Source organism: Xanthobacter sp. SG618 (assembly GCF_012932745.1).
GTDB classification, from domain to species: Bacteria; Pseudomonadota; Alphaproteobacteria; order Rhizobiales; family Xanthobacteraceae; genus Xanthobacter; species Xanthobacter flavus.
Genome location: NZ_JABBHL010000002.1, coordinates 442,709 through 458,350, shown reverse-complemented (window position 1 = coordinate 458,350; position 15,642 = coordinate 442,709). Strand labels below are relative to the sequence as shown.

The 15,642-nt window shown below is 70.1% G+C and carries 13 protein-coding genes; 3 read left to right on the top strand and 10 right to left on the bottom strand.

Annotated elements, in window-relative coordinates; all coding sequences use genetic code 11:
• Positions 1-8: 8 nt before the first annotated feature.
• Both FHT36_RS07615 and FHT36_RS07610 read right to left on the bottom strand, forming a co-directional pair.
• Positions 9-1,442, bottom strand: coding sequence for a UbiD family decarboxylase (locus FHT36_RS07615; protein WP_169121889.1), 1,434 nt, complete (start codon positions 1,440-1,442; stop codon positions 9-11).
• Positions 1,443-1,477: 35 nt separating this feature from the next.
• Positions 1,478-2,098, bottom strand: coding sequence for a UbiX family flavin prenyltransferase (locus FHT36_RS07610; protein WP_169121888.1), 621 nt, complete (start codon positions 2,096-2,098; stop codon positions 1,478-1,480).
• A 287-nt stretch (positions 2,099-2,385) separates the two neighbouring features.
• Here FHT36_RS07610 and FHT36_RS07605 point away from each other — a divergent pair, with 287 nt between their 5' ends.
• Entirely contained in the window at positions 2,386-3,375 is a 990-nt protein-coding gene (locus tag FHT36_RS07605; RefSeq protein ID WP_169121887.1) for a LysR family transcriptional regulator, read from the top strand.
• Between the two features lie 91 nt (positions 3,376-3,466).
• On the top strand, positions 3,467-4,735 hold the full coding sequence (locus FHT36_RS07600) for an alpha-hydroxy acid oxidase (protein ID WP_210257615.1): 1,269 nt from the start codon (positions 3,467-3,469) through the stop codon (positions 4,733-4,735).
• 53 nt (positions 4,736-4,788) lie between these two features.
• On the opposite strand, the gene FHT36_RS07595 is transcribed toward FHT36_RS07600, so the two are convergent.
• The gene (locus FHT36_RS07595) at positions 4,789-5,292 is read right to left on the bottom strand and encodes a TIGR02444 family protein (RefSeq protein ID WP_169121885.1); all 504 of its coding nucleotides are present in this window, start codon (positions 5,290-5,292) and stop codon (positions 4,789-4,791) included.
• Positions 5,293-5,410: 118 nt separating this feature from the next.
• Here FHT36_RS07595 and FHT36_RS07590 point away from each other — a divergent pair, with 118 nt between their 5' ends.
• Positions 5,411-6,145, top strand: coding sequence for an alpha/beta fold hydrolase (locus FHT36_RS07590; protein WP_169121884.1), 735 nt, complete (start codon positions 5,411-5,413; stop codon positions 6,143-6,145).
• A gap of 4 nt (positions 6,146-6,149) precedes the next feature.
• Here FHT36_RS07590 and FHT36_RS07585 read toward each other — a convergent pair whose 3' ends face one another.
• From FHT36_RS07585 to FHT36_RS07555, 7 genes are all read right to left on the bottom strand, one after another.
• Positions 6,150-8,306: an exonuclease domain-containing protein gene (locus tag FHT36_RS07585; RefSeq protein WP_210257614.1), complete on the bottom strand. Its 2,157-nt coding sequence runs from the start codon at positions 8,304-8,306 to the stop codon at positions 6,150-6,152.
• Between the two features lie 14 nt (positions 8,307-8,320).
• Positions 8,321-8,764: a response regulator transcription factor gene (locus tag FHT36_RS07580; protein ID WP_168462217.1), complete on the bottom strand. Its 444-nt coding sequence runs from the start codon at positions 8,762-8,764 to the stop codon at positions 8,321-8,323.
• A gap of 12 nt (positions 8,765-8,776) precedes the next feature.
• Positions 8,777-11,551 carry an ATP-binding protein gene (locus tag FHT36_RS07575; protein WP_169121882.1) on the bottom strand — a complete coding sequence of 925 codons (2,775 nt, stop codon included), beginning with the start codon at positions 11,549-11,551 and terminating at the stop codon, positions 8,777-8,779.
• 9 nt (positions 11,552-11,560) lie between these two features.
• Positions 11,561-11,863 carry a hypothetical protein gene (locus FHT36_RS24185; RefSeq protein ID WP_210257613.1) on the bottom strand — a complete coding sequence of 101 codons (303 nt, stop codon included), beginning with the start codon at positions 11,861-11,863 and terminating at the stop codon, positions 11,561-11,563.
• Complete coding sequence (locus tag FHT36_RS07565) at positions 11,860-13,269, bottom strand: putative nucleotidyltransferase substrate binding domain-containing protein (protein WP_246702076.1); 1,410 nt, start codon at positions 13,267-13,269, stop codon at positions 11,860-11,862. The genes FHT36_RS24185 and FHT36_RS07565 overlap by 4 nt, the downstream gene beginning before the upstream one ends.
• Positions 13,270-13,472: 203 nt before the next feature.
• A complete protein-coding gene (locus FHT36_RS07560) occupies positions 13,473-15,173 on the bottom strand; it encodes a cation acetate symporter (RefSeq protein WP_229646878.1) in 1,701 nt (566 codons plus the stop codon).
• A gap of 41 nt (positions 15,174-15,214) precedes the next feature.
• Positions 15,215-15,523, bottom strand: a complete 309-nt coding sequence (locus FHT36_RS07555; RefSeq protein ID WP_169121879.1) for a DUF485 domain-containing protein — start codon at positions 15,521-15,523, stop codon at positions 15,215-15,217.
• Between the last annotated feature and the right edge of the window lie 119 nt (positions 15,524-15,642).

Sequence of the window (15,642 nt, the reverse complement as noted above, 5' to 3'; positions counted from 1 at the left end):
GGGTCAGGTCAGGAGACCTGGGCGACGATGCGGGCGAAGGCGGCGTTGGGGTCCTTCACCAGCGCGTCGGAGAGGTCCACGCTCTCCTCGCCCTTCACGCGGATGCGGCGGAAGGCGAGGGGATCGTCGGAGAGGGGGGCGGTGGCATCGAGGCCGAGCTTGGCGCTGATGCCGCCTGCATCGGTGGAGGGATCGAGCTTGGAGCCCAGCGCGCCGGAGACCACCACCATGTCGCGGTCGGCCTGGAAGCGGGTGGCCACCGCCCACTCGATTTCGTCGGCGCTGGAGATGTCCACGTCCTTGTCCACCACCACCACCTGCTTCACGTCATAGTGGCCGCCGAAGGCGCAGAGGATGATGTTCTTGGCCTCGCCCTCGCGCTCCTTGTCGATCTTGACGACGAGGTGATAGCGGCAGGTGCCGCCGCGGGTGAGGCGCACGTCCAGCACGTTCGGGAAGGACCGCTTGAGGTGCTGCAGCAGCGTCGCCTCGCGCGGCACGCCGCCCAGCACCAGATGCTCGAACGAGCCGCCGACGATGGTGTGATAGATGGGGTGGCGGCGATGGGTCACCGCATCCACCTCGATCACCTCGCGGGCGGCGCGCGGGCCGTAATATTGCGGGAACTCGCCGAACGGGCCTTCCGGCTCGCGCACTTTGGGCAGGATGCGGCCTTCCACCACGATCTCGGCGGCGGCCGGCACGCGCACCGAATTGGTCTTGCACTTCACCACCTCGACCGGACGGCCGAGGAGCGAGCCGGCGATCTCCATCTCGTCCTCGTCCAGCGCGCAGATGGCCTGCGAGGCGAGAAGCAGCGCCGGATGGGCGCCGATGACGATGGCGATCTCCAGCGCCGCGCCCGCCTCTTCCGCCATGCGATAATATGCGAGCGTATGGCGCGGCAGCAGCAGCACGCCGATGCGGTTCGGACCGCTGATCTGGCAGCGATGGATGGAGACATTCTGCACGCCGGTGACGGGATTGCGCGCGATCAGCAGGCCCGCGGTGATGTAGGGGCCGCTGTCCAGCTCATTGTGGGAGGGGATGGGGAGCTGGGTGAGGAGATCCACCTCAGTATGCACCACCTCCTGAACCGGGGCGGAGGTGACTTCCACGCACGGCGTCGGCTTCGCGGCGGCGGCGAGAAAGTGGGGCAGCAGCTGGTCCTCGGTGACACCGAGGGCATCGGCGACCCACGCGCGCTGGGTAAAGAGGTTCACCACCACCGGCATGTCGTGCGCCTTGCCATCCGCGCCCACGGGATGGGGGAACAGCACCGCCTTGTCGCGCTCGGTGCGCTTCGCCACGGCGGCGAGATTGTCGGCCAGCGGCAGGTTCTCCCGCGCGACCGCCAGCCGGCCCCGCGCGGCGAGATCGGCGAGCCAGGTGCGCAGATCGGGGGGCGTCTGCGCGGCGGGACGGGGGCGGGGGTCCAACATGGGTCTCAGGTTCCGCTGGTCGGGAATGGGGGCATTCAGCTGGCGGGGGCGATCTGGCGCAGGGGGGCCTTGCGGCGGCGCGGGCCGCTCTCCTCGCCCCAGCGGCGCACCGCGCCGACCTCGATGTCGAACAAATCGAGCACCCGCCCGACCGTGTGGTCGATCATCTCTTCGAGACTGGCGGGGCGGGAATAGAAGGCCGGCATGGGCGGGGAGATGATGGCGCCCATCTCCGACACCTGGGTCATGGTGCGCAGGTGGCCGGTGTGCAGCGGCGTCTCGCGCGCCATCAGCACCAGGCGGCGGCGCTCCTTCAGCACCACGTCGGCGGCGCGGCTGAGCAGGCTGGAAGTGACCCCGGACGCGATCTCGGACATGGAGCGCATGGAGCAGGGCGCCACCACCATGCCCATGGTGCGGAAGGAGCCGGAGGAGATGGCGGCGGCCATGTCGTCGTTGGAATGGCAGACGCTGGCGAGGGCCTTCACCTCCGCCACCTTGCGGTCGGTCTCGTGGGCGAGGGTGATCTCGGCGGTGCGGGACATGACGAGATGCGTCTCGATGCCGGCCGCGCGCAGAAGCTCCAGCATCCGGACGCCGTAGATCACGCCGGAGGCGCCGGAGATGCCGACGACGAGACGCTTGTGATCCTGCATGGCATCCCCTTCGCGCACTGGTGCCTGACGCCAGCCCTGAGGCGGCGGAGGCCGGACGGGGGATGTGGGAAAGGCAAGACGCATCGTTCGGGCGCCACGCGCCCGTCCTTGCCGACGATCCCTCCCCGCCACGGGCCGTTCCGGCCTTCTGGGCGACGGCTCCATGAGCCGGTCATCGAGTCATAGACAAAAGGATGTAATCACTGCAAATAATGAATGATTATCGACTTCATCATTAGCGCTGATTTCAGGCGGCGCCGCCGCGACAGTGCGAAGGAACCTCCGCCATGGACCTCAGGCAGATGCAGTATTTCCTGTGCCTCGCGGAGACCGGCAACGTGACCCGCGCGGCGCGCCAGCTCAACATCGTGCAGCCGGCGCTGAGCATGCAGATCGCCAAGCTCGAAGCCGAGTTCGGCAAGAAGCTGTTCGACCGCACTGCCCACGGCGTCTCCACCACCCCGGCGGGGGAAGCGCTGGCGCGGCTCATCTCGCCCATCGTCCGCGATGTGGAGCACGCCATGCAGGAGATGGCGCGGCTCGACGGGCGGGTGTCTGGCCGGGTGGTGGTGGGGCTCATCACCTCGGTGGCGCAGAGCACGCTGGCGAATTCCTCCGCCACCGTCGCCGCGCGCTATCCCGACGTGGAGTTCTCCGCTTGCGAGGGCTACACCGAGACCATGATGGACTGGGTGACGACCGGCCAGCTCGACCTCGCCATCATCAACGTGCCGCGGCAGAAAAGGGGGCTCGCCTCCCAGCACATCCTCGACGAGGAGATGGTGTTCGCCGTGCGCACGGATGCGCCCCTCAAGGTGCCCGGAAACCTCGGTTTTGCCGATCTGGGCGGGCTCGATCTGGTGCTGCCCTCCAAGCGCCACGGCCTGCGCGCCATCCTCGAGGCGCAGGCGGCGGAAGCCGGGATCGAGCTGAAGCCGCGCATCGAGATCGACACGCTTTCCGCGATCTGCGAGGTGGTGGCGACCACCGATCTCGCCACCGTGCTGCCCACCATCGCTTTGCATCAGGTGCTGGCGGCGGGACGGGTGCGCGGGCATCGCTTCGCCACCCCGCTCACGCGCTCCATCGCCGTGGTGCACCACCCGCGCCGGGCTATCTCGGCAGCCGCCCATGCGGTGGTGGAGGTGATCCGGCAGGATCTGGTGGATGCCGCCACCTCCGCCGCCACCTTCGTGCGGTCCCCCGCGCCTCCGCCCTCCGCGCGGCGGCGCGGGCGGAGCAAGATCAGCCGTGATGATCTCCCCGATAATCCGTAATTATTTGCGGTGATGGCTGCGTGCGCTCTACCACAGCGCAAACGAGACAAGACGGGGAAACGCCATGGCGAACGTGGCCGGAGAACGTGGCGTGAGCGAACACGCCGTTTCGCGCACCGCTGCCACCATCCCTCCCGCCGCCACGCCGGCCGCAGCGTGGGGTGCCGGCTCCGGCACCAGCGCCGCCGCGCGGCTGAAGCAGCGGATGCCGACGCTGGATTATCTGGACCGCGCCGCCCGCCGCCGCATCCCGCGCTTCGCCTGGGACTTCCTGGAAGGTGGCACCGGCGCCGATGTCGGCATCGCCGAGAACCGCGCGGCGCTCGACGCCGTGAAGCTGGTGCCGCGCTATGGCGCGCCCGGCCCGGTGGAGACCGGCCTCGACCTCTTCGGCACCCGTTATGCCGCGCCGCTCGGCATCTCGCCGGTGGGCGTGGACGGCCTCGTCTGGCCCGGTGCCACCAAGCTTCTCGCCAAGGCGGCGGCGAAGGCGCGCATTCCCTATGTGGTCGGTACGCTGGCCAGTGCCTCCATCGAGGAGGTGGCGGCCATCGCCGGCGACTGCACGTGGTTCCAGCTCTACGGCCTGCCGGGGCGGGACCATCTCGTCACCATCGATCTGGTGCGCCGGGCCGAGGTGGCGGGCGCCCGCGCCCTCGTGGCGACGCTGGACGCGCCGGTGCGCTCCAAGCGCCCGCGCGACCTCAATAACGGCCTCGTCGTGCCCTTCCGTACCACGGCGCGGACGGTGCGCGACGTGGCCCTCGCCTGGCCGTGGGCGCTGGCGCTGGCGAAGGCCGGCACGCCGCAATTCGCCAACATGGCGCCCTATGTGGCGGCGCCGGCGACGCTGCCCAAGACCGCCGGCTTCGTGCAGAGCGAGATCAAGGGCACGTTTTCGTGGGAGGCGGTGAAGCGGCTGCGCGATGCCTGGCCGCGTGCGCTGGTGATGAAGGGCATCCTGCACCCCACCGACGCGGAGCTGGCGATCTCCATCGGCGTGGACGGCATCCTCGTCTCCAACCACGGCGGCCGCCAGCTCGATGCCGCGCCCGCCGCCATCGACGTGCTGCCGGCCATTGCCGCCGTGGTGGGGACACGGGCGACCGTCCTCTACGACAGCGGCATCCGCTCCGGCCTCGATGTGGTCCGCGCGCTGGCGCTGGGGGCAACCAGCACCTTCTGCGGCCGCGCCTTCCTCATCGGCCTCGCCGGCATCGGCGACGGCGGCGCGGATTATGTGGCGGAGCTGCTCATCGAGGAAGTGCAGGTGGCCATGGGCCAGCTCGGCGTGCGCGATCTGGCCGCGCTGAAGGGCGTGGAGCGCCGCCACGAGCGGGCCTTCGCGTTCAGGCCATAACTCAGGTGGGGGCGGCCTCATGACCCCCGGCAAGGTGCTGCGCGCGCTGAGGCTCAGATCGCGGATGCGATGGCCCGTACGGCGGCCTCTTCCTCAGGGCGAAGCGGTCGCGCGGCGAAGGACGCCACCACCTGCGCCATGGCGGCGAAGGCGAGCGCCGCCGCATCGGTCTGGGGCGGTGCAGGCGGGCCGTCTGCGAGGGCGCCCAGCTCTTCCAGCTCGATGATCTCGGCGGCGATCTCGATGGCCTGCACCTGCGCGCGCAGCTTCGCCGTGCGGTCGTCCGGTGCAGGGCTGGGGCCGGTCTTCAGACGGCGGCGCACGGTGCGCAGCGCCTTCACCACCTCGCTGTGCCACTCGGCCACGCGCGCCCGCGCGGCGGCGATGTCGGTGGCGCTCACCTCGCGCCGCAGCACGGCCCCGCGCCAGGCGGCGAAGAGGAGGATGTTGACGTCGAGCCCGGTCGCCTCCTGCAAGGCGAGGCAGGCGGGCGGCACGCCTTCGCGGGCATAGAGGGCGAGGGCGAAGTCCTTCAAGGTGGGGGTCTCGTCCGCCATGGTTGCGCCCTTTCTCGTCTCCCCCGAAGCCTTAAGGGAGGGGCGCGAGCGGCGCAATTCATCCGCATTGCCGCGCGGCCGGAAGGCTGCTTCACTCCGCGAAAATGGAGGCGCGCTCATGGCCGGTGCCGGAGACAGGATTTCGCCGAAGACCTTTGTGCTCGTCCATGGCGCGTGGCATGGCGGCTGGTGCTGGCGGGACGTGGAGGACCTGTTGCGGGCGCGAGGCCATCGGGTGTTCACGCCCACGCTCACCGGCCTCGGAGAGCGGCGCCATCTTCTCGGCCCCGACATCAGCCTCTCGACCTTCGTGGCCGACGTCACCGGCGTGATCGAGGCGGAGGAGCTTCGGGACATCATCCTCGTCGGCCACAGCCATGGCGGGGCGGTCATCAGCGGTGTGGCGGATGCCATGCCGGAGCGCATCCGCGCCCTCGTCTATCTCGACGCCACCATCCTCAAGAACGGCGAGAGCGCCTTCGGCGTGCTGCCGGCGGAGGTGGTGGCGGAGCGGCGACGGAAGGTGGCGGAAGCGGGCGGCATCGCCATGCCGGTGCCGGAGGTGACGGCCTTCGGCGTCCCCGTCGACCATTCCCGCGCGGACTGGGTGCGCCGCCGCCTGACGCCCCATCCGGTGGGCTCCTACGAGAGCCCACTCGCACTCTCCCATCCCGTCGGCAACGGGCGGCCCTGCACCTACATTTCCTGTACCGACCCGCTCTATCTGCCCATGGAGCCCGCGCGGGCCTATGCGCGGCAGGCCGGCTGGACTTTCATCGAGATGCCCACCGGCCACGACGCCATGGTGCTGGAGCCGGAGGCGCTGGCGGGGCTGCTGGAAGGCGTGGGGTGAAGCCTCAGTACTTTAGCTTGGCATAATAGGAGGTCGCCGCCGCCGCCCGCGCCTCGCCCAATGTGCGGATGCCGCGCGCGCGGAGCAGGGGCAGCAGCTTCAGGAAGATGTCCGCCGTCACCAGCGCATCACCCAAGGCGGTGTGGCGGCCGGAGACAGTGACGCCGAGGCGGCCGGCGATGGCTTCCATGCTGTGGCTTTCCTCGCCCGGATGGGCGAGGCCGGCCAGCAGCAGCGTGTCCAGCACCGGCTGGTCGAAGGCGACGCCGCTCGTCTCTTCCTTCAGGGTGAGGAAGCGCATGTCGAAGGCCACGTTGTGGCCCACCAGCACGGTCTCCGCCGCGAAGGCGTGGAAGGCGGGCAGCACCTCGCCGATGCGCGGCTTGCCCCGCACCATCTCCGGCCGGATGCCGTGCACCGCGATGCCGGCCTCGGGGATGGAGCGGCCGGGGTCCACCAGTTGGTCGAAGCATTCGCTGGCGAGGATGCGTCCGTTGACGATGCGGGTGGCGCCGATCTGGAGGATCTCGTCGCCGCCGGCCGGGTCGAGGCCGGTGGTCTCGGTGTCGAACACCGTATAAGCGAGGTCGCTCAAGAGGCGGTCGTCGCTGGCATGGCTGCCGGCGCTAGCGGCGAACAGGTCGAAATCGAAATAGGCCGGCCGGCTCTCCGCCGGGGCCGCCGCCTCGGCATGGCCCTCGGAAGCGGCCGGTAGCAGGAAGCGGAAGCAGGCGCCGGTGCCGGAGCGCGCCCGCTCCAGCCAGAGCTCGCCGCCATGGCGTTCCACCACGTCGCGGACGCAGAGCTGGGAGGTGCCGCCCATGGGCGTGCTCTGCCAGCCGCCGCCTCCGGTGGCCGCACGGGCGTCGGCGAAGGCGAGGTCGAGATGCACCCGCCCGCCCGCCGGGGTCAGGCGCAGCGCGAAGGCGGGATCGGCCCCGCCCTCGGCCTCCGCCACGCGGGCGGCGAGGAAGGCGAGGGCGCCGATGAGGGCGAAGCTGTCTACGCTCAGCCAGATGTCCGCATCCACCTGATCGGTTGCCACGGCATGGCCGGTGTCGGCGGCAATGCGGCGTGCGGCGGCGGCGGCGAGGTCCGCGCCCAGCATGTCCTGCAGCGGCCAGCGGCTGCCCATGTCGCCCGTGGCATCGGCGGCCAGCGACAGGCGGGTGCCGAGCCCCATCACCTCGTCGCGCACCACGGCCTGGAACCGCTCGCGGTCGGACGCGTCGAGGTCGGGATAATCCAGCATGTCGAGGGCCGCCTGCATGGCGGCGAGCGAGGCACGGGCGGATTCGTTGAGGTCGATGAGGGTACGGTCCTGCCGGGCGCGGGCCTCGTATTCGTCGGTGATGTCGTCGAGCAGCAGCACGAAGCCGGTGATCTGCTGGCCGGTCACCGCGCCGCCCGCCTCGGCCCGCACCGGGGCAAGCAGCACCCGCACCAGATGGCCCAGCGGCGTGGTGGTGACGAAGCGGGCGGAGGGCCGCGCCTCGCCCCGGCCCATCAGCCGCTCCACCGTCTCGCGCGCATGGTCCATCAGCGCGCGGTCGATGACGGTGTGGATGGAGCGGCCGAGGCCGATGGGATCGGCGCTGACGCCCTCCGCCGTTCCGGCCGTGCGGAACAGGCGGCGGAAGAGGGTGCGGGCGCGGGCGTTGTAGAGGAGGATGCGGCCTTCGAGGTTCAGCACCACCACGGACTGCTCCAGCTCCGCCATCAAGGCCGCGAGCTGGTCGCGCTGGAAGGCGACGTCGCGGCTCGCCTCGGCGACGAGCCGGGCCATGTCGTCCTGTAGCGTGCGGCGCTGGGCGGCGAGATCGTTCACCACCTCGGCCAGCGCCTTCAGCCCGGCCGGGCCGGTGACCGGAACGTGAGGCGCGGAAGGATCGCCCGCCAGCACCCGCGCCACATCGGCGAGACGGGCCGGCGCCTCGGCATGGATCCCGTAGAACCGCCGCGCGAGCAGCCCGGCACCGGCGGAGAACAGAACCCACCACAGCACCAGAACCATGCCGTGGCTCTCGGCCACCGGGGCGAGGGCGCCGAGAAGCGCGGAGCGCGCATCCCCATCCAGCGCCATCAGCAGGAAGCCGGCGCCCAGCACCAGCCACAGCGCAAGGGCGAGCCCCGGCAGCAGCATGGCCAGAACAGCGCCCATCCCCCGCGGCAACCTCATGCAGGAAGGCTCCCGGCGGGCGGCTCGGCCAGCATGTCCTTCACCTTCTGCATCAGCTCGCGGGTGGAGAAGGGCTTGGTGACATAGGCGTCCGCCCCGGCGCCGACGCCGCGGGCCATGTCGGTCTCGCGGCCCTTGGCGGTGAGCATGACGATGCGGGTGGAGCGCACCTCGGCATCCGCCCGCACGGCCTCGCACACGTCGAAGCCGCTCATGCCCGGCATGGTGGCGTCCAGCAGCACGAGGCGCGGATGCTCGCGGCGGATCGTCTCCAGCGCCTCGCGTCCGTCGCGCGCCACCAGCACGGCGAAGCCCTCGCGCTTCATCATGAATTCCAGCGAGACGACGATGTTGGGCTCGTCATCGGCAATGAGCACCTTGGCCCCCTGGGGGCAGGGCGCGGGCGTCGGTCCCGTCTCCACTGCGATCTCCCTGTCCATGGCGTTTCCTCCTCATGTGGTCTCTTCGGCTTCTGCCGACGTTGTTTGTGTCGGGGCGTTCGCCCCTTGGGACCGGAGCGGCAGCCGGAAGGCGAAGCATGCGCCTTTGCCCGCCTTCTGATCCAGCCAGATCTTTCCGCCGAAATGATCCACGATCCGGCGGCTGATCGGAAGCCCGAGCCCGGTTCCGGGCGGGCGGTTCAGGGCATCGCCGCCCTGGCGGAACTTCTCGAAGATGGTGTCGCGGTCGGCGGGCGGTACGCCGGGGCCGTTGTCCTCGACCTGCACCTCCAGCCCATCGGCGTCGGCCAGAAGCCGCACATCGATGCGCCCGCCTTGCGCCGGCACGAATTTCGCGGCGTTGGAGATGAGGTTCAGCATCACCTGGGTGAGGCGGTCGGGGTCGGCCTTCACGGACGGCACCGCGGCGGGGGCGGTGAGCACGATCTCGGCCCCCTTGGTGCGGGCGAGTTCCGCGGTGGCCTTCACCGCGTCGGCGACGAGGGCCTTGAGGTCCACGTCGGTGCTGTGCCACTCGGCATGGCCCGATTCGATCTTGGCCATGTCCAGCACCTGGTTGACGAGCCGCCCCAGCCGCTCGCTCTCCCCCACGATGATGCGCAGGAAGTCCTGCCTCTGCTCGGCCTCCATGTCCGGCGTGTCCAGCATCAGCTCGGACAGAGCGCGGATGGCGGTGAGCGGGGTGCGCAGCTCATGGGTCACGGACGACATGAAGTCGTCCTTCAGCTCGTCCAGCGTGCGCAACTGGGCATTGGCGGCGGAGAGTTCGGTGGAGGCGATCTCCAGCGAGCGGGATTTCTCCTCCAGCGCGCGGGCATAGACGCGCAGTTGGGAGGCCTCGTTGAGGATGTCCATCACGTCGCCGGCGTTGAGCGGCTCCTCGTCCGCCACCGCCGCCACCAGCACGCGGGCCGAGGCCGCGCCGACCGCACCGGCAATGCGGCGTTCCACGATGTCCACGAGGCGGGCATCGGCGGTGAGGTCCGCCACGTCGCCGGTGCCGCTGTCGCGGGCGTGGTCCTCGAAGATCTGACGGGCGGTATCCGCGCCCAGCAGGCGGCTGGCGAGGGCCTCGAGGTCGGCCCGATGGGCGCGGCCGCGCCAGAAGACGGGATCGGCGGCGCTGCGGCCGCGGGCGAACACGTCGACGAACAGCAGCGCTTGGCTCGCCTCCCGCCCGGACGGCGCGCGCCAGAGCGAGAGCCCCACATAGAGCACGCCGTTGACAAACAGGCTCCAGAACAAGGCGTGGGAGAGGTTGTCGAGGCCGGAGAGGCCGAACAGCCGCTCCGGCGCCAAGGCGGCGATGCCGAACGGGCCATGGGTGAGGAAGGCGGCGTCCATCCAGCCGGATTTCGCCACCGAGGGCAGCATCAGCGTATAGGCCCACACCGCGAAGCCGCCGAGGAGCCCGCCCAGCGCGCCGAGGCGCGTGGCGCCGCGCCAGTACATGCCGCCCAGCAGCGCCGGGGCGAACTGCGCCACCGCCGCGAAGCTGATGAGGCCGATGGAGACCAGCGCATAGGCCTCCCCCGCCACCACGAAATAGAGATAGCCGAGCAGCAGCACGCCGAGGATGGCGGCGCGGCGGATGTTGAGGAGCAGCCGCGTGAGGTCGCCCCCGTCCGCGCGGATGAGCTTGAGGCGCAGCAGCGCCGGCATCACGAGGTCGTTGCAGACCATGGTGGAGACGGCGATGGTCTCGACGATGAGCATCCCCGTCGCCGCCGAGAGCCCACCCACATAGGCGATGAGCGCCAGCCCGCCCGCCCCGTGCGCCAGCGGCAAAGTGAGGACGAAGGTCTCCGGGTCCGCGCCCTTGCCGAGCAGCACGAGCCCGCCCAACGCCAGAGGCAGGACGAAGATATTGATGGCAAGGAGATAGGCGGGAAACACCCAGGCGGCGCGTTTCAGGTGCCGCTCGTCCACGCACTCCACCACCATCATCTGGAACTGGCGGGGCAGCAGCAGCACGGAGAGGCCGGAGAGCAGGGTGAGGCTGAACCACTGCGCCCAGGCGAAATTGCCCGCCCCCGAAAGCGTCAGCAGGCCCTTCACCCCCGGCAGCGCCGAGGCGCGGGCCCACACGTCCGAGAAGCCGCCGAACAGGCCGTAGGTGACAAAGGCGCCCACCGCGAGGAAGGCCACGAGCTTCACGAGGGATTCCGCCGCCACCGCCGCCACCATGCCCTCGTGCCGCTCGGCGCTGTCGAGGTGGCGGGTGCCGAACAGGATGGTGAACAAAGCGAGGGCGAGCGCCACCAGCAGGGTACCGTCCTGCCACCAGCTCGGTGCCGCCGCATGGGCGCCGGTGGCGGTGAGCACGGTGTAGCCGGCGGAGACGGCCTTCAGTTGCAGGGCGATATAGGGGACGATGCCGACCACGGTGATCAGCGTCACCACCGCCGCCACCAGCGGGCTCTTGCCATAGCGGGAGGCGATGAAATCGGCGATGGAGGTGATGCGGTAGGTGTGGGCGATGCGGATCATCTTGCGCACCACCACCCACGCCACCAGCATCACCAGTGTGGGGCCGAGATAGATGGGCAGGAACCACACGCCGGTGGTGGCCGCGCGGCCGACGCTGCCGAAATAGGTCCAGGCGGTGCAATAGACCGCCAGTGACAGGCCGTAGACCCACGCATTGCCGATGAGCGAGCGGCCCTCCCGGGCGCGCCGGTCGGCGAAGGCGGCGACGGCGAACAGCGCCGCCAGATAGAGCGCGGCGACACCGATAACGAGGGCGGGGGAGAGGGCGGGTCCCATCGCGCCGCCTCAGTGCTCGTCCGGCTCGGCCGGGAGGAGGGGCGCGGCCGAGCCGGTCCCCCGCCGCTCGCTGGCCAAGGCCAGCGCCGCGATCAGCGCGCCCCAGATGGCGAACAGCGCCACCGGCAGCAGTGGCAGGCCGAAGACGGTTGCCTCCGTGTCCCACACCGCCAGCAGCGGGAAGTTGAAGGCGAGCATGCCCAGTGCCGCCAGCGCGATCAGCACCTGCCGGTCCGGTCCTTGGCGGTCCGGCCCGCGCTCGCGCCCTCCCGGCGGCTCGGCAGGCTCTGCGGAGGCGCGGCCGGGGCTCATAGGGCGTCGAACCGGTAGTGGCGGGAGAGCCATTGCTTGAAGCCGCGCACGATGGCGAGGGCCTCCTTCAATGCCTGCCGGTCCAGCGTGCCGAGGTCGGCGAGGCGCAGCGCGTTGCTGGGCGGCCGGCCGTCGGCGATCTGCCTGAGGTTACTGGAGAGCTTCATGCCCATGAACAGGCGCAGCGCATCGGTGAGATCGCGGGCGAAGCCCTCGTCCATGTGCCCGGCCGCCACCAGAGCGGCGAGCCGGTCGGCGGTGCCGAGGGCGGTGATGCGGTGCTCCAGCGCCAGCGCCCGCACGCCGTGGACGAGGGGGAAGATGCCGAGCTTCTTCAGGTCCACCTCTGCCGCGCCGCGCCCGGTGAGGCCGGGCAGGCGGCTCCACCAGCTCCCGCTCTCGCCGAAGCGATCCACCGCCTGGGCGAAGCGGGCGAAATAGCCGTGGTCGCCCATCATCAGGAAGTCCACATTCGCCCGCGCCGCCGCGGCCAGGGAGGCATCGCCCGCCACCGCCACGGCATCGAGGAAGATGGCGAGGTTCATGGGGCCATCCTGCACGCCGCCGTGGATCCAGTCCTTCAGCGTCTCCTTGAAGGCGGACAGCGCCTGGCACCAGGTCGGCCGGCTCAGCATGACGCCGCCGGGGCAGGGGGGATAGCCGAAATCGATGAGCGCGGCGGTGAAGCGGGCGGTGACGTCGTCCAACCCCGCGAAGGCGAAGCCGTCCCTGAGGATCAGGCCGTTGTCCTGATCGGTCTTGATGATCTGCTCGCCGCGCCCCTCGCTGCCCATGACGATGAGGCAGGAATTGGCGCGCAGCTCCTCGGGCGCCAGCAGATCCCACAGGCGGCGGAAGACCTGGGCGTTGAGTTCGCCCACCAGCGCGGCGATCACCTCCACCCGTACCCCGTCGGCGCTGAGCACGGCGACCATGCTGTCGATCTGCCGTGCGGCGGCCTTCAGCTCGTCGAGGCTGCCCGCCTGGGCAGCCTCCAGGGCGATCAAATGGGAGTGGTTGGCGACGAAGGCCATCAGGTCGAGCTGGCCGAGCACGCCGAGGATGCCGTCCCCGCCGGCGGCCCGCCCGCCGCCCTCGCGCACGAGCAGGCGGTGGATGCGGTGGCGCAGCATGAGGATGAGCGCCTCGAACAGCTCGGCGTCGGGCGCGATGCACCACGGCTCGAAGGTCGCGACCTCGCGCACCATGAGGGCCGAGGGAGGCGTGTCGCGGGTGAGCGCGTCGCGCAGGTCGGTGGTGGTGAAGATGCCGATGCGGTCGCCGTCGCGCACCACGGCCTCGCTGAGGCGGCGGGCGGAGAGATCGCGGCAGAGGGAGACGAGGTCGGTCGCCCCGTCCACGAAGAAGGGCTTGCGCAGATAGACGTCGCGCACCCGCGAGGTCATGAGCGAGACCAGCTCGCGCCGGTCCCGTTCTGACGGCGATGCCCGCCCGGGGGCGGGCGGGCCGGACGCTGCGGGGGCGTCCTCGGGACCGTGGGGGTCTGTGCCCCGGGCCGTGGCGGCCCGGGGTTCATCCTCCCGGCGGTCCCCGTTCGGGGGGCCGGTCATGGGGTCCGGCCGTGGCATGGTCTCAGCCTAGCACGGGGTCAGTGCCCCGACGCCTCCGATGCACCGATGCCCGTCTCGGAGCGCACTTCCTGCGCCGGGAAGCCGGCGCGGTCGATCTTCGCCCGCTGGCTGTTATCGAGGATCGAGAACAGCCAGATGCCGACGAAGCCGAGCGTCATGGAGAAGAGCGCCGGCGAGGTGTAGGGGAAGGGCGCGGAGCCGGCCGGGTTGCCGAGGGTGGCTTCCCACACCGAAGGCGAGAGCACGGTCAGCAGCACCGAGGACAGGAGCCCCAGGAAGCCGCCGATGACGGCGCCCTTGGTGGTGCAGTCCTTCCACAGCACCGACATGAACAGCACCGGGAAGTTGGCCGAGGCGGCAACCGCGAAGGCCAGCGACACCATGAAGGCGATGTTCTGCTTCTCGAAGGCGATGCCGAGCAGCACCGCGAGGATGCCGAGGGCCACCGTGGTGGCGCGCGAGACCTTCAGCTCCGAGGCGCTGTCGGCCTTGCCCTTCTTGATGACCGTCGAATAGAGGTCATGCGACACCGCCGAGGCGCCCGACAGCGTGAGGCCGGCCACCACCGCGAGGATGGTCGCGAACGCCACCGCCGAGATGAAGCCGAGGAACACGTTGCCGCCGACCGCATGGGCGAGGTGCACCGCCGCCATGTTGGAGCCGCCGATGAGGCCGCCCTTGGCGTCGAGGAACTCCGGATTGGTCAGCACGAAGGTGATGGCGCCGAAGCCGATGATGAAGGTGAGCAGGTAGAAGTAGCCGATCCAGCCCGTGGCCCACATCACCGACTTGCGGGCTTCCTTGGCGCTGGGCACCGTGAAGAAGCGCATGAGGATGTGCGGCAGGCCGGCGGTGCCGAACATCAGCGCCATGCCGAAGGAGATGGCCGAGATCGGGTCCTTGATGAAGGTGCCCGGACCCATGATGGCCTGGCCGGCGGCAGCCGCGGCCTGCGGCGTGGTGCCGGGCTTGGCGGCGGCGAGATTGGTCTTCACATCGACCGCGGCGGCGAACATCTTCTCGGGCGAGAAGCCGAAGCGCCAGAGCACCATGAAGGCCATGAAGGAGGCGCCGCCGAGCAGCAGGCAGGCCTTGATGATCTGCACCCAGGTGGTGGCCGTCATGCCGCCGAACAGCACGTAGACCATCATCAGCGCGCCGACGATCACCACCGCCATCCAGTAGTCGAGGCCGAACAGCAGCTTGATGAGCTGGCCGGCACCGACCATCTGGGCGATGAGGTAGAACGCCACCACGACCAGGGTGCCGGAGGCGGCGAACACGCGCACCGGGGTCTGGGCGAAGCGGAAGGCGGCGACGTCGGCGAAGGTGAACTTGCCGAGGTTCCTCAGGCGCTCCGCCATGAGGAAGGTCAGGATCGGCCAGCCGACGAGGAAGCCGATGGAGTAGATGAGGCCGTCATAGCCGGAGGTCATCACCGCGGCGGAGATGCCGAGGAAGGAGGCGGCCGACATGTAGTCGCCCGCGATGGCGAGGCCGTTCTGGAAGCCGGTGATGCCGCCGCCCGCGGTGTAGAAGTCCGCGGCGGACTTGGTCTTCGCGGCCGCCCACTTGGTGATGTAGAGCGTGCCCATCACGAAGACGGCGAACATGGTGATTGCGGTCCAGTTGGTGGACTGCTTGTCGGCCTGCCCGAGATCGCCGCCGGCGGCGAGCACCAGCGTGGGGGCAAGGACGAACGCCGCCAGGGCGCCGATGGCGAGCGCGCGGCGGGCGTAGGACGTCGGGAGCGTCGCGGTCACTTGAGCGCCTCCTGCTTGATCTTCTCGGAGAGCGCGTCGAATTCGCCGTTGGCGCGGCGCACGTAGATGGCGGTGATGAGGATGGTGAAGACGATCACGCCGAAGCCGATCGGAATGCCCCAGGTCATCACGCCGTCACCGATGCGCGCCGCCAGCACATCCTTGCGGAAGGCGATGAGCAGGATGAAGCCATAATACACGATGAGCATGGCCAGGGTGAGGATCCACCCGAAGCTCGAACGGCGCGCTTTGAGCGCCTTGTAGTTGGGATCAGCCGCAATGCGTGCGGCCACGGAGTTTTCCATGGGTCGCGCCTCCCTGAAAGCCCTAGGTACCCCAAGGGCCCCGGTTGTTATCTCGTGATCGACCTTGGCCTTAGACGGCCTCGTCACCCTGCACTCTGTACCAGAGCCGATGGCCCGCG

Excerpts from the sequence above, each read along its gene's own strand:
- FHT36_RS07615 (WP_169121889.1), bottom strand. The coding sequence starts at position 1,442 with ATGTTGGACCCCCGCCCCCGTCCCGCCGCGCAGACGCCCCCCGATCTG.
- FHT36_RS07610 (WP_169121888.1), bottom strand. The coding sequence starts at position 2,098 with ATGCAGGATCACAAGCGTCTCGTCGTCGGCATCTCCGGCGCCTCCGGC.
- FHT36_RS07605 (WP_169121887.1), top strand. The coding sequence starts at position 2,386 with ATGGACCTCAGGCAGATGCAGTATTTCCTGTGCCTCGCGGAGACCGGC.
- FHT36_RS07595 (WP_169121885.1), bottom strand. The coding sequence starts at position 5,292 with ATGGCGGACGAGACCCCCACCTTGAAGGACTTCGCCCTCGCCCTCTAT.
- FHT36_RS07590 (WP_169121884.1), top strand. The coding sequence starts at position 5,411 with ATGGCCGGTGCCGGAGACAGGATTTCGCCGAAGACCTTTGTGCTCGTC.
- FHT36_RS07585 (WP_210257614.1), bottom strand. The coding sequence starts at position 8,306 with ATGGGCGCTGTTCTGGCCATGCTGCTGCCGGGGCTCGCCCTTGCGCTG.
- FHT36_RS07580 (WP_168462217.1), bottom strand. The coding sequence starts at position 8,764 with ATGGACAGGGAGATCGCAGTGGAGACGGGACCGACGCCCGCGCCCTGC.
- FHT36_RS07575 (WP_169121882.1), bottom strand. The coding sequence starts at position 11,551 with ATGGGACCCGCCCTCTCCCCCGCCCTCGTTATCGGTGTCGCCGCGCTC.
- FHT36_RS24185 (WP_210257613.1), bottom strand. The coding sequence starts at position 11,863 with ATGAGCCCCGGCCGCGCCTCCGCAGAGCCTGCCGAGCCGCCGGGAGGG.
- FHT36_RS07565 (WP_246702076.1), bottom strand. The coding sequence starts at position 13,269 with ATGACCTCGCGGGTGCGCGACGTCTATCTGCGCAAGCCCTTCTTCGTG.
- FHT36_RS07555 (WP_169121879.1), bottom strand. The coding sequence starts at position 15,523 with ATGGAAAACTCCGTGGCCGCACGCATTGCGGCTGATCCCAACTACAAG.